Annotated in this window: 11 protein-coding genes; 3 read left to right on the plus strand and 8 right to left on the minus strand. The window is 55.1% G+C overall.

Features of this window, described 5'->3' with window-relative positions; all coding sequences use genetic code 11:
- The first annotated feature begins 24 nt into the window (after positions 1-24).
- Complete coding sequence (locus tag HCX89_RS07330; protein ID WP_129980269.1) at positions 25-642, plus strand: paraquat-inducible protein A; 618 nt, start codon at positions 25-27, stop codon at positions 640-642.
- Here HCX89_RS07330 and HCX89_RS07335 read toward each other — a convergent pair.
- The 4 genes from HCX89_RS07335 to HCX89_RS07350 are packed head-to-tail and all read right to left on the minus strand — an operon-like array spanning position 633 to position 6,187.
- A complete protein-coding gene (locus tag HCX89_RS07335) occupies positions 633-938 on the minus strand; it encodes a DUF3240 family protein (protein ID WP_044735510.1) in 306 nt (101 codons plus the stop codon). The genes HCX89_RS07330 and HCX89_RS07335 overlap by 10 nt on opposite strands.
- Positions 935-3,988, minus strand: coding sequence for an efflux RND transporter permease subunit (locus HCX89_RS07340; protein WP_167715530.1), 3,054 nt, complete (start codon positions 3,986-3,988; stop codon positions 935-937). The genes HCX89_RS07335 and HCX89_RS07340 overlap by 4 nt, the downstream gene beginning before the upstream one ends.
- A gap of 1 nt (position 3,989) precedes the next feature.
- Positions 3,990-5,012 carry a hypothetical protein gene (locus HCX89_RS07345; RefSeq protein WP_167715532.1) on the minus strand — a complete coding sequence of 341 codons (1,023 nt, stop codon included), beginning with the start codon at positions 5,010-5,012 and terminating at the stop codon, positions 3,990-3,992.
- Complete coding sequence (locus HCX89_RS07350; protein WP_167715534.1) at positions 5,009-6,187, minus strand: TolC family protein; 1,179 nt, start codon at positions 6,185-6,187, stop codon at positions 5,009-5,011. Before HCX89_RS07350 ends, HCX89_RS07345 begins: the two co-directional genes overlap by 4 nt.
- Positions 6,188-6,337: 150 nt before the next feature.
- Here HCX89_RS07350 and HCX89_RS07355 point away from each other — a divergent pair, with 150 nt between their 5' ends.
- Positions 6,338-6,862: a LuxR C-terminal-related transcriptional regulator gene (locus HCX89_RS07355; protein WP_025009176.1), complete on the plus strand. Its 525-nt coding sequence runs from the start codon at positions 6,338-6,340 to the stop codon at positions 6,860-6,862.
- Between the two features lie 405 nt (positions 6,863-7,267).
- Here the strand turns inward: HCX89_RS07355 and HCX89_RS07360 are convergent, their stop codons facing one another.
- Together HCX89_RS07360 and HCX89_RS07365 are read right to left on the minus strand one after the other, a co-directional pair.
- Positions 7,268-8,191, minus strand: a complete 924-nt coding sequence (locus HCX89_RS07360; RefSeq protein WP_101059576.1) for a YeiH family protein — start codon at positions 8,189-8,191, stop codon at positions 7,268-7,270.
- Between the two features lie 227 nt (positions 8,192-8,418).
- Positions 8,419-8,973 (minus strand): hypothetical protein, encoded by a 555-nt coding sequence (locus HCX89_RS07365; RefSeq protein WP_025009178.1) that lies wholly within the window; start codon positions 8,971-8,973, stop codon positions 8,419-8,421.
- Positions 8,974-9,119: 146 nt separating this feature from the next.
- On the opposite strand from HCX89_RS07365, the gene HCX89_RS07370 reads away from it, so the two are divergent.
- Positions 9,120-10,658 (plus strand): DUF3612 domain-containing protein, encoded by a 1,539-nt coding sequence (locus HCX89_RS07370; protein WP_044735505.1) that lies wholly within the window; start codon positions 9,120-9,122, stop codon positions 10,656-10,658.
- A gap of 104 nt (positions 10,659-10,762) precedes the next feature.
- Here HCX89_RS07370 and HCX89_RS07375 read toward each other — a convergent pair whose 3' ends face one another.
- Together HCX89_RS07375 and HCX89_RS07380 are read right to left on the minus strand one after the other, a co-directional pair.
- A complete protein-coding gene (locus HCX89_RS07375; RefSeq protein WP_025009179.1) occupies positions 10,763-11,080 on the minus strand; it encodes a hypothetical protein in 318 nt (105 codons plus the stop codon).
- Between the two features lie 151 nt (positions 11,081-11,231).
- Positions 11,232-13,142 (minus strand): methyl-accepting chemotaxis protein, encoded by a 1,911-nt coding sequence (locus HCX89_RS07380; RefSeq protein ID WP_107352557.1) that lies wholly within the window; start codon positions 13,140-13,142, stop codon positions 11,232-11,234.
- Between the last annotated feature and the right edge of the window lie 44 nt (positions 13,143-13,186).

Genomic DNA, 13,186 nt, shown 5'->3' on the forward strand with positions numbered 1-13,186 from the left:
TGTTGAGTTTGTGGAGTGACCCCGATGCGCCGAATTTTACCTATCATGACCCTGTTATTGTCGCTGGCCTTGCTGATCCCCGGGGTGACTCAACCTATTTTGAGTGTCAGCGGCACGGTGGAAAAGGCCGAGCTGACCGAAGCCGGGTTGGACATGATTGCCGAAGCCGTCAGTGATGGTTCCGGACGCGACAGTGCCAGGGGAATGCTGGCGATGATTAGCGGTATGCTGGGGCTGAACAATCTTCAGGGTGAAATGGAGGTGTTCAACAAGACCCGCAGTATCTGGGGCACAGTGACCGAACTGCATCAACACGGCAATACCCTGGTGGCGGCGCTGGTGATGCTGTTTTCCGTGATAGTGCCGGCCTGCAAGCTGGGGCTGATGCTGCTGGCTCAGGCGCCGCTGCCCAGTAAGGTGCGGCAGATCATCGACAGTATTACCGCGGCCATTGCCAAATGGTCCATGGCCGACGTATTTGTGGTGGCGCTTATCATCACTTATATGGCCGGCAACGCCTCGGCCGGCATGGGGGATTTGGTTCACACCCACGCCAGCCTGGAGTCGGGCTTTTGGTTCTTCCTCGGCTATTGCCTGTTGGCCATCGCCGGCCAGTATTGGCTCAAACCCCGTCAGTCCTGACCCAGCACGCCGTCTGTCGCTATCGGTACTATCCAATAGCGGCAGGGGTTGTGGCGGCAGACCTCCGCCAGGGTTTGCAGCAGCATCTGCTGTGACTCTTGCGGGTGCATCACCTCAAACTTGTAGAATTCCCGATAACCTTCCACCTGTTCCTTGAGATTGAAGTGGCTGTGCTCGCGGCTGAAGCCACAGATATTGATCAGGCTGAAGCCTGATAGGTAGTCCAGCGACATCAGGGTGTCGACCACATCGTCTTTTAGATTGTGCTGCACTATCAGCACCAAGAGTTGTTTCATTGGCGTTTCTCCAGGGTTTGATACAGCAGTGGCAACAGATAGAGGGTGGTGATAGTGGAGGTGATCAGCCCGCCTATGACCACGATTGCCAGCGGTCTTTGAATTTCGGCGCCGGGCCCGGTGGCAAAGGCCAGCGGGATCAGGCCGAACATGGCGGTGGTGGCCGTCATCAGAATCGGCCGCAGTCGGCGGGCGGCCCCCTGTTCGACCCGCTCACTGAGGCTGGCAAACAGATGCCGCGACTGTTCATAGTAGCTGACCATCACCACGCCGTTGAGCACGGCTACCCCCAGCAGGGCGATAAAGCCCACTGAGGCCGGCACCGACAGGTATTCGCCCGAGATAAACAGGCTGAAGATACCGCCCATCATGGCAAAGGGGACGTTGGCCAGGATCAGCAAGGCTTTGGAGATATTGCCGAAGGTGGTGAACAGGATCAGGTTGATCAGCATCAGCGCCACGGGCACCACCAACAGCAGATTACGGGTCGCCCGTTGCTGGTTCTCGAATTCGCCGCCGAAATTCAGGCTGTAACCGCTGGGCAGAGACAGCTCAGCCGCCAGTTTGCCCTGTAGTTCTTCAACAAAGCCGACGATATCGCGGCCGCTGACATTGGTGGTGACCACGGCAAAACGGTTGCCTTGCTCGCGCTCAATCAGTATCGGCCCTTCGCGATAGCTTATTTGCGCCAGTTCACCAAGGGGCCTGAGGCTGGCATCCGGCATTACCAATAGCCTTTGCTCCAGTTGCGGCAGGCTGTTGATACCATCTGCTGCCTGGGCTATCAGCACGGGAGTTCGCTTCTTGCCCTGGATTATCTCGGTTATGGCCAAGCCTTCCAGTTGGCTCTTGAGATATCGGCCAAACTCATCGGCACTCATGTTGTAACTGCGGGCCAAACCCTCCTTGAGACGGAGGTTGATAAAGGGGCTGCCTTCGGTCATGGCGGTTTTGACATCCTGACTGCCGCGAGTGGCGCTGGTCAGGTGTGCTGTCTCGCTGGCCAATCTTGAAAGCGTCTCAAGATCTTCACCGAAAATTTTAATCGCCACATCGCCTATGCTGCCGGTAAGCATCTCGGAGACCCGCATCTGGATAGGTTGGGTGAAGTTGAAATTGATCCCCGGAAACTTGAGCACTTCGGTGCGTATGGCATCGATAAGCGCCTCCTTGCTGGCAAAGCGCCACTCCTCCACGGGTTTAAGTTCCATGAAGACATCTGTCTCATTCAGCCCCATGGGATCCAGCCCCAGCTCATCGGCGCCGGTGCGGGCGACCAGTTGGCGTATCTCGGGTACAGTGGCCAGCAGGTGCTGCTCTATCTGAGTATCCAGTGCCAGCGAGGCCTGCAGCGAAATCGACGGGGACTTCTCCAACTGCAGAATAATGTCACCCTCATCCAGGGTCGGCATAAAGGTTTTACCCACCTGAGTAAACAGCCCCAGGCTCAGTACCAGTGCCACCAGTGCCGTGGCGCAAAAAGCCTTACCGTGCTGGAACACCCACTGCAGACTGAGCAGGTAGCGCGCCTTGAGCCAGCCAATAGCCTTGGGCTCGTAGGCCGCTTTTTCATTGACCAGATAGGAGGCCAGCACAGGGATCACCGTTAGCGACAGTGCCAGTGCCGACAGCATGGCAAACACTATGGTGATAGCCACTGGGGTGAACAGTTTGCCTTCGAGGCCACTGAGGGTCAGCAGCGGTGAGAAGACTATGATCACTATCAGGGTGCCGGACACCACAGGCACGGCCACATCTTTGGTGGCACGGTAGATGAGGTGCAGCCTGGGCAGGCGTTTGCCGCCGGCAATCTGGTTGACCATGTTCTCCACCACCACCACGGAGGAGTCCACCAACATACCGATGGCGATCACCAAGCCGCCGAGGCTCATCAGGTTGGCCGACAGATTGAAGTAGCGCATCAGCATAAAGGTGGCCAGTGCCGCCAGTGGCAGCGACAGTGATACCACCAGCGCAGCCCGCAAGTTGCCGAGAAACAGCGCCAGTAACAGAATAACCAACACCACGGCTTCAAACAGGGCATCTGAAATGGTGCCTATGGCTGTGCCTATCAGGTTGGCCCTGTCGTAGAACACATTCAGCTGGCTGCCGGGAGGCAGGGTCTTTTCTATCTGGGCCAGCTTTTCCCGTACCTGTTTAATGACCTGATCGGTATTGGCATCCTTGAGGCCGACGATCAAGGCCTCTGTGGTTTCTTCACCATTACGGGTCACGGAGCCGTAGCGGCTGAGATGGCCTATTTCGACCCGGGCGAGGTCTTGCAGGCGATAGCTGCCGCCCTGATTGGTGGCAATCACCAGTTGTTGCAGGGCTTCCAGTGAGTCGATGCGCCCTTCGGTGCGGACCGTCAGGTTATCTGTCCCTAGCGTGATGCGTCCGACACCCGTGTTGCTGTTGTTGCTCTCGATACGGGCTATCAACTCTTCCTGGCTGATACCGGCCTGAGCCAGGGCGACTGGATCCGGGGTGATCTGCAGTGTCTTGGCAAAACCGCCGAGAATGTTGACATCGGCGACTCCGGGCACGGTACGCAGCAGCGGCCTGACTTCCCATTCCAGCAACTGACGGCGCTCCAGCAGCGACAGCGAGGGATTCTCCAGCGAAAACATAAAGATTTCACTGAGCGGGGTGCTCATGGGGGCAACGCCGCCTTCCAGATCGGCGGGCAACTTGTCCCATACCGCCGCCAAGCGTTCGCTCACTTGCTGTCTGGCCCAGTAAATATCTGTGCCTTCGTTGAAGTCCAGGGTGATGTCGGTAATTGCATACTTGCTGGTGGAACGCAGTATCGCCTGCTTGGGGATCCCCAGTAGCTCAGTCTCAACCGGTACTGTCACCTGGGCCTCTATCTCTTCGGCTGTCATGCCGGGAGCCTTGAGGATGATTTTCACCTGGGTCGGCGAGATATCCGGAAAGGCGTCCAGCGGCAGCCCCAACCAGGAATAGGCGCCGGCACCGCAGAGCAGCAGCGCTGTTATCAGGGTAAACAGCCTTTGAGTAAGGGAGAAACGGATAATGGCACTGAGCATGCTATTCGCCCCCCAAACCCAGGAGTATGCCTTTGACGGCCGCCACTGAGTCGCTCAGCACCTCGGCACCGACCAGTGTCTCATTGGGCGCCAGGAAGTAGCTGTCGGCGCTGGCACCTATCACTTGCACGTCGGTTGGCCGCAGCTTGTTTTGGCTGTGACTCAGCACTTGGCTGCCAGTGCCCCAGGAATAGAGACTCTGTTTGGGCACCACCAAGGCATTGATGGCCTGCAGCGGAATAACCTGTAATTGCTGCCCGGGTTGCAGGCCGCAGCTTGGGGGAACGGCCTGGCTCCAGGCATCGACAAAGCCCTGTTTGGCCAGCTGGTCCTTGCGACTTATCTGCAGTTGGCACTCTCCGGCCATCACGGCACTGACACTGTCTTTCTGGGCCAGGGGTAAACGCAGCTTAAGCCTGAGTTCGTCGGCGGGCAGTATCCCCAGCAGTGGGGCGCCGCTCATCAGCGGTTCACTGCTATCGCCGTATTGCAGCAGGCCGGCCATGGGCGCGTGCAATATCAGAGTCTCAGGACTCTCCCCCGGCTTAAGCAATTCACTGAAATGCTGCAAGTGTTCATATTGCAGCAAAGTGTCGAAATACTGCCGGCTTATCTGCGACCAGGTTTCGGCACCTATGGCGCCGTTGGCCCGCAGCTTTTGGTTGCGATCATAGCGCTGCTTGGCGAGCTTGAATGCCGCTTCGGCGGCGGCAAATTGCAGCTGAAAGTGGGCAATTTCGGCGCCCTTAAGCTGTACCAGTGCTTGGCCTTCATCGACCCATTCTCCTTCGGCCACCAACCAGCGTCGCTGTTGGATGGTTTCCGGTGCCGTGAGATAGAAGCTGCTGCCGGGCTGGGCCGCCAATATTGCCGGTACAGGGGCGGCCTCTATCTGTTGTACTTGGTTCACTGAGGTGAAGCTGAGTGTCAGCTTACCTAGGTCCGCAACCGAGATTTCCTGCGCCCACAGCGGGGAGAAGAACAGTGTCGACACCAGTGTGCCAACCAGGGTTTTAGGGGTCATAGGGTAACTCCGAGCGCTTGCAGTTGTTGGGAATGCAGCTGGGCTTGTGCCAGCCGGTTGAGCGACAGCCTGGCTTGGGTATCCAGGGCCTCAAGATGGCGCCGCAGCCAGGACTCATACTGGGCTGGGCCTTGTTCGGCCGTGGTCAGCAGGGTTTCACTGAGCTGTTTGCTCAGCTGCACGGCTTGCTCCAGCCCTTGCTGCTCTTGTTGTAGCTGGGCTTGACGACGTTTGAGTTGCTGCAACAGCAGTTGGCTCTGCAGTAACTGCTGTTGTTGCTGTTGCTCCAGTTGCAGCCTTTGTTGCTGCAACTCGCCAAGCTGTTGCTGGCTCAGGCCGTTGCCAACAGGTAAGGGGATCTCCAGTGCCAGACCCAGAGACTGTTCATCCAGCCCTTGGGTGGCAGTGTTCTTGGCCGTGACAGACACCAGCCAAGGAGTGTCATCTCCTTCGAGTTGGGCGTTTGTGGTGAGCTGCTGACGTTGCTGCTGCAGCGCCAGCAATTGCCACATGGGATGCCCGGCTCCGGCATCATCCGGCAGTGGGGTGTCACTTTCATCCAGTGACGGCAGCTGTTGCAGCCCGGTCAGGCGTATGAGTGCCTCATTGGCTTGTTGTTGTTGTTGCTCCAGTGGGAGTTTAGTGAGCGACAGCTCCAGCAGTTCACGTTTTAGCAGCAGTACCGCAGTTGCCGGCATTTCACCACTTCGGCTCAGGGCCTGTTGCCGCTGCAGCAGTTGCTGCAGAACTTGTTGCTTGTGGCGCAGTTGCGCCAGCTCCTGTTCGGCTTGTGCCTGTTGCCACCAATACTGACGCAACAGGCCAGAGAGATAGAGGCGCTGCAGTTGGCTCTGCAATTCCAGCATGCGTTCGTTAATGGGCTTGAGTTTGGCATTCTGGCGCTGCATGGCCGGTGACTGAAAAGGCAGGTTGAGCGAGAGCTCCTGCTCATAGCTGTTGTGGCTTTCCAGGCTGCCAAGATGGCTCAAACTGATGCTTGGCAAGCCTGTCAGCCAGTCCGAGCTGTGATATATTGGAGCCAATTGTGCCGAAGATGTGTGCAGCCTGTTTTGACTCAGGGACAAAAGGGCGTCTCTGTCTGTTTCCGGGGCCGCTCTCAGCTGAAACACCATTAACAGCAGGCTACAACCCAGATAGAGGGGGCGGATTTTCATGGGAGTGTCTCTTGGGGAAATACCAGCCGCCAGCCTGGCACTGATTTGGCCTGTTGTCTTCGGCGACCTGTATCATATTTGCACTTATGGGACATATGTACCATAAGTTAACTGCATGTTTTTGAAGCTTATTAATCGGGAGTTGCGTCAATGAAGGATCTGGTGATGATAGTGCTGCTCAGTGTGATCATGACGCTGAATCTGCTGGATGTGTTGTCAGATATGCAACTTGGTGTGCCGACTTATCACATAGTGCAGGAGAGCATTTTGGTGGCGCTTTCCGCCTGTGGTGCCCTGTATATCAGTGTTGATCTGATCCGCCGCAGCCGCGAGATGCAGTTACTCAAGTCAAAGTTGGCCAATGCCGATGCCAGGATCTGCAATATCTCCAGTCGAATGCAAGCCGCCCGCCAGGAATACACCCAGGCGGTACAGCAACAATTTGAGCTCTGGTCGCTGACCCGCAGTGAGCAGGAAGTGGCTTTATTACTGTTGAAGGGCTTGAGTTTCAAAGAGATTGCCAGTGTTCGCAGCACCAAGGAGAAGACGGTGCGGCAGCAGGCATCGGCAATTTACGCCAAGGCGGATGTTGATGGCCGCCATACCTTCTGTGCCTGGTTTATGGAAGACTTTATTCAACCCGTTGCTAGCGCCGATACTTCACAGGCGGCCTAAGACGCGGTTGGCATCTGTCGTTTTGAAGCGACTTTACACGCGTTTCTTGAAGCTAATCCTGCGGCGGCTGAGCAAGTAGGATTAGGCATTTTCCCCGGCAACTTTCCTCCTTGCTACCAGGCTATCCCCGTCACAGAGAGTGGGTTTCCTGCCAGTTAATGCATATAAAAAGGTATAAAAAATTTTTTCTTAGTGCTTTGGGTTCTTTATTATTGAGAATCGATATTGGCACCTAGGTTCCACAGACACCAATAATAGCTGCATTATTTAACTGTGGAGGTGGCGGTGAAGCCTGGCTATATCCTGCTGTTTCTCTTACTGGTGGTACTGGCATCGACCCAGACCCAAGGCTTGTTGCGGGCTCTGATTGAACTCAGCGCCTTCGCAGGCTTTTGTTACCTGTTTTCAACCCTGCCAGAGAATATAGCCAAGAGACGAGCTGCCGATAAACAGCCAGAGAATCACCCCAAGAAGTAAGGGCTTACTACCACTCTGCTGTAGTTTCCTGAAGGTGATACCACAGCCAATCAGGAACAAACACACCACGAGGGTACGCTTCGCCAGCTCAAATAGTTCCTGATAGATAAATTGACCCTGAGGCAACACACTGGTGATGGCAATAGCCAGGCAGTAAAACAGAATAAACCCGGGAATATTGAGTTTACCCTTGCCTCCGAACAACAAGGCGCTGATTGCCGCCAGAGGCACTATCCACAAGGCGCGTGCCAGTTTGATGGTGGTCGCCGTCTTAAGTGCTTCCTCACCGTAGGCGGATGCGGCGCCCACCACGGACGAGGTGTCGTGAATGGCGATGGCGCTCCAAACCCCGAAGTCATGTTGGCTCAGCTGCAGCAGATGACCTATCACGGGAAAAACGAACAGGGCAACCGAGTTAAGTACAAAGACGCAGGCCAGTGCAATGGCGGTTTGTTCGTTGCGGGCATTGATAGCCGGTGCCACCGCGGCGATGGCGCTGCCACCACAGATGGCGGTGCCACTGGCAATCAAGTGACCGACTCGTCTATCCAACCCCAAAACCCGAGTCAACGCCGTGCCCGCCAGCAGGGTCAGCAATATTGATCCCAGGATTAACGGCAAGTTGCCCACAGAGGCGTCGATCGCCTGTTGCAGCGGAATGCCAAAACCCAGACCGACAATGGAGATGGCCAGCAGTTTTTTGGTCAGTTTCCCCAGATCCCAGTCCGATGGCAACCAGCCGAGATTAGCCAGCACAAATCCCACTAAGAGTGCCAGAGGTGAGGAGATTGCGGGGTGTAGGCAGGCGATGGCAAGCAGGCAAAACAGCCACTTTTTCTGCAGTTGGCTCATGGACAAGAGATAGCAAGATTCCGGGAGCGTTAGTATAAGTGAGGCAAAATGCTAGGAAAACTAAAATTAACTTAATGTCCAGCGTAAGTTCTACTGAATCTCTGACTAAGACAACAGGATCAGGGAAGCCAGTTCCCCGATCCTGAGTCTATGTCACTTCTGGCAGAAGTTTGCTGTGCCTTTTGCTGTGCCTAATAAGGCCAAGTGCCTATGACGCTCTGTTGCGATTAGACCCGTGAAGACAACTGATATTCATGGCCATCTTTGGTGGTAAAGCGTTTGCAACTCTTGTTGCTGCGTGGCTGACCGCCATCATTGTGCAACAGGCTAATCCACTCACGCTTGAGGCTGTTGTCCTGGCAGCGGCCATCGATGAGACAGCGTTCCAGCTGAATGTCTTCAATGGCGGCGCAGTCGCGGCTGCCGATGCAGCCCTGACGATCAAAACTCAGCTCCAGGTGACAGCCGCAATCATCCTTGAGCAGTATGGCTTCTGGCTCGCTGCGGTGGCCGCTCAGGGCGACAAACTGTTGTGGCTGTTTGAGGCCACACTGGCTGCCATCGGCAAAGCAGGCCAAGAGATGCTGATAGTAAACCACATAGCAAACCACCTCGGCATGTGAGCCGTTTGCCAGTGGGAACAGCCGGTCAAGCAGTTGCTTGGCATTGGCCATCTTGTCGGCGATATGGCGTTCACCGAGTGCTTCCACGGCAAAGACGGCTTCGGCGATGAAAGGGTTGTGCTCTTGATTGATTTTTTGCTGCATAGTGGAGATGTTCATCGTCTCGCCCTCGTGTTTTGCTTTCCTTGACCTGATGGCACTGTCGCCTCATGGCCGGACAATTCCTGTGAATTGCTTAATTTGTAGGCTAGCGTTTTTTTGATTACAATTTCACAATAAAAATTTTACAGTGTGAATTTTACAAAATGCGCCAAGACCAAAGCCTGATCCGTAAGTCACATTTTCTGGGTACTAAAATAAGAAACCTCAGAAAGCGCAATCACTTAACTATGGAAGACTTGTCGGCACGCTGTGTCAGGGTCGATCCTGAGTCGGCGCCGTCTGTGTCATACCTGTCGATGATCGAAAGGGGCAAGCGTGTTCCCAGCGCTGGTATGCTGGCGGTCATAGCCGCAGTTTTTCAGAAAGAGGTGAGTTGGTTTCTGGACGATGCGCCGGAGGAGCAGGCTATCACCCCGGACAAAGGGCGGCGCGGTGGTGTCAGTGGTATGCCGCTGGAGCCGGGCTTCCTGTTTTCCAATGATATTTTGCAGATAGCCATTCCCGAGATGCTGTCACAAACGGGGATCAGCGGCCGCCAGTTTGCCCACCTGTTGATCCGCGCCCATCAGGAACACCATCAAAACCATTTCCCCGATCTGGAGCGGGCAGCCGAAGAGGTGGGTAAGAAGCGTCTACCCTTGTCGGTAGAAGAGATGCTGGATCTCGCCGCGGCGCAGGGACTGAAGATCCAATGGTTCGCCCGGCCGGCAAAACTGCTGACGGATGCCCAGGGGATCAGTGCCGGGGAGTTGGTGACTTCCTACATGGAGCCGCCGGGAACGCTATTTCTCAACGAGATCCTTAAGTCTCAACCAACCAGGCTCAAGTACGATTTGGCGGTGCATATAGGTCACTGTGTGCTGCACAATCGCGATGGGCTGAGCAATGTGTTGACCGTGGGCCGCAGTGGTTTCAGTGAAACCGATCCCCAGATCCAGAGTTCGTCTCTCAATGCCCAGGATATTCTCCAGGCCTGGCGTGGCTTTGAGGCCAGTTTCTTTGCCGGGGCCTTGCTCTGCCCCAAAGTAGCATTCAGGCAACTGCTGGACAGATACGGCTACGAGATAGATGCTCACCGGCTGGCGGGGGTTTCTCCCTCGGTAGCGATGCGGCGTATGACAGTGGTTTCACCTTATCCTCACTGGCATTATTTCGATGCCTATGCTCCGGGCAAGCTAAAAGCTGTGTATCGGGGCAACGGTATTCCGCTACCCTGGGGGAATATGCGGGCGGTGGCCGACCCTTGTCAGCACTGGGCGGTATTTCGGATGATCACCGAGCCCAAGGAGGGCAGTTCGGCGCAGATATCCATTCTGGATGTGGAGCAACAACCCAGGATCTATTGCTGTGAATCGGTCAAGGTAGAAGACTTGGCCGGTAATCATCATGTGCTCTGTGCCGGAATAGATCTCAATCCTGCCATTGAGGCTCAAGGGGAGGATGCCTTGTCATTGGCGCAAGATCTTAAACAGGCTTGTGTCGAGCAGGGCGGAGAAGGTGCCATTCCCAGAAAGATAAAACAGCAACTGCTGACAGTAGCGCGGATACTCAATATTAATTGGGTCGAGCGTGGTATCGCCGGTGATGCCAGATTGATCTGCTCCAGAGGTGCAGTTTGCCCAAGACGCCCCACCTGCTATGGCGAGCAGCCTGAGGTGAGTTTTCCCTGGCCCAAACAATAACCTTGGAACACTAGCAGAACTTTGGGTTGGTAAACACAGGCCATAGATAACTTATATTCATCTATAGTCTGTCTTGAATAGCGCTGGGCTTAACGGGTTTTAGCTCACTCCAATATGGCCATTACAAAGCCTATGGTCAACAGAATAGCCATGATCAGTCTAAGGCTGCTCTGTTGTTTCTGATAACGAATAATCACAGGATCCTGGCTGTTGGCCAGAGTGCCAGACTCCAGCGACTGTTTGACTCTTATCGCTATATTTGGTGAATCATTTTCATCTGTATGAGCCAGTTCAGGATACTGAACCCGTATATGTTTCAGTAGCTGCTGCCAACGCCAAAGCTGCAAGACAAAGAAGAGTCCTGCCAGAATAAACATCAGCCAAGCGATATGTGACAGCGCCCATTCTATCTGTGGTTCCATGAATACTCTTTTATTAGCCGAAAGATAGTTGCGGCTATGTTATACCAATCAGCAGCAAGATTCAGAAGTTGCATGTGTACTCAAGGCTTTGCGGGAATGAGGTTCAGTATTCCCAACGGCAGTTGCAAGGCTGCCGTTGGGGAACCTGAGGTTAAACCTTGAAGCGGGCGACTAAGGTATCCAGCCTATGGGCCAGATTATTGAGTGCGTCACTGGCCGCGGCGGCGGCTTCGGCGGTCTCGGCTGTTCGCTGGGTTATCTCATTGATCTCACTGACGTTACGATTGATATCCTCCACTACAGTGGATTGCTCCTCTGTGGCCGCCGCCACTTGGATATTCATATCGCTTATCTGGGCAATTTGTCCTGAAATACCGCTGAGCGCCTGGCTGGCTTCATCGACGGCCTGAACGCCTTCACGGGAGCGATTACGGCTCAGCTCCATGGCACTGACGGCTCTGGCGGCTTCGGCCTGCAACTTATCTATCATTACCTGCACTTCATCGGTTGAGGCCGCGGTGCGGGAAGCCAGGTTTCGGACTTCATCGGCCACGACCGCAAAACCACGGCCGGCTTCACCGGCCCGAGCCGCTTCGATGGCGGCATTTAGTGCCAGTAGGTTGGTTTGCTCCGAGATGGCACGGATCACATCCAGAATGCCGCCGATGGATTTGGTATGGGTCGCCAGAGACTCGATTACTTCGCCGACCTGAGCCACATCCTGCGACAGCTGGTTAATGGTATCCCGGGCGCGGGTCACCACCTGTTGGCCAGTGGCCGATTCGCTGTCGGCATCTTTGGCTGTTACCGCCGCCTGGGCCGCATTGGCGGCAATCTCGTTAACGGTTGCCCCCATTTCGTTGATGGCGGTCACCACCATCATGGTGCGGTCTTTCTGATCCTGGCTGTCGCTCATGGTCTGCTGGGCCTGTGCCGAGACGTCCTTGGCCGATAACCCCAACTGTTCGCTGGTGGAGGCCACTTCGACCACAGAGTCCTGGATCTTGGAGATAAAGCTGTTGAAGCCCTTGGCCAGTTGGGCTATTTCATCTTCACCCTCGACCGGCAGACGTTGGCGCAAGTCGCCTTCGCCTTCGCCTATGTCGCGGAACATTTCCGCCACCTTGCTGATGGGGCGGCTAACAGAGCCGGCCACTATCACAGCCAGGAAGATGAAGCCGGCGGCAATCAATGCTGTCCATAACAGAATCTGGTAGGCGGCCTCTTGCAACAGGGCAAAGATTTCCCCTTGAGGAACCTGAGCTACCAGATACCAATCCATTGACGGAATATAGCTGCTGGCAACCAGCATATCGGTACCATTGACTTCGGTTTCGAGCAACTGGAAGTCGCTCTTATTCAACAGTTTGCTGACATTGCCTGGGTAGAGATCCTGCAAGTTACGTTTGCCTGTCAGACTCTTGTCCGGATGCAGTTGGATCTTGCCCTGATTGTCGGTGAGGTACACATAGCCGCTCTGCTCAATCTTGAAGGAGTTGAGCAGGCGCACCATATCGTCGAGCGACTTGGCCAGCCCCACCAGGCCGCGACCGTTGGGCTGTTGATAGTTAATGAAGAGTTTGACCTCGCCGTTGGCTTCGGTGAACACATTCAACATGCGTTCCTGGCGACTGTCTCTGTAGTTGAAGAACCAGCCGTCCTGCTGTTGATTGAGGATCCGCAGGAAACCGTCCTGGGTGTAATAGGCCGCCGTCTCGCGGTCGGCGTAGGAGGCTTGCGCCAAATGATACTGACGGGTCATGTCCTTGAGTTGTGAGATGACCAAGGGGACTTCGGCTTCGGGACGCCCCTGTTCCAACCAGTGTTTGAGCATCTGACTGTGGGCAAGTTGCTCGGCACCGTTCATCAGTGTACTGATCTCCAGATCCAACTTATTGCGGATCTGCAGCATCAAGCTGGGCAGCTCGGAACCGAGCATACGTTGTTCGACAACTTCACGGGCACTGCGCTGGCTGAGCACACCAACTAAAATAGTCGACATCAGCACGGCCAGAGTCACCGTCAGTAAAATCTTTTGTTTGATGGTAAGCATGAGTTTCATAGCGATCGCCTATCCATATCCTTATTAATGTGGACAACAGCATT

Origin of the sequence: Shewanella sp. Iso12 (assembly GCF_012030025.1) — a bacterium.
Classification (GTDB): domain Bacteria; phylum Pseudomonadota; class Gammaproteobacteria; order Enterobacterales; family Shewanellaceae; genus Shewanella; species Shewanella algae.